This is a genomic window from Mesorhizobium sp. M00.F.Ca.ET.216.01.1.1, from assembly GCF_004010325.2.
Classification (GTDB): Bacteria; Pseudomonadota; Alphaproteobacteria; order Rhizobiales; family Rhizobiaceae; genus Mesorhizobium.
This window is the reverse complement of record NZ_SADR02000500.1, coordinates 1-291: the sequence shown is the minus strand read 5'-3', so window position 1 is coordinate 291 and position 291 is coordinate 1. Positions and strand designations below refer to the sequence as shown.

Here is a 291-nt window from a genome sequence, read left to right as displayed (position 1 = left end):
CTGCAGACCCGCTCCGGCAAGCGCACCGCCAAGGCGGCGCTCAAGATCGCCGTCGAGATGGCCAAGGACGGGCTGATCACCAAGGAGGAGGCGGTCGCCCGGATCGACCCGGCTTCGCTCGACCAGCTCCTGCACCCGACCATCGATCCAAAGGCCGCGCGTGATGTCATTGGCAGGGGCCTGCCGGCCTCGCCTGGGGCCGCCACCGGCGAGATCGTCTTCTCATCGAGCGACGCGGAGGACGCCAAGGCGCAAGGCCGCAAGGCGATCCTGGTCCGTATCGAGACCAGC

1 pseudogene is annotated in these 291 nt (G+C 69.1%); it reads left to right on the top strand.

What is annotated here, in order from left to right:
• Positions 1–291: pseudogene (locus tag EN859_RS37145) on the top strand (pyruvate, phosphate dikinase); the annotation flags it as partial.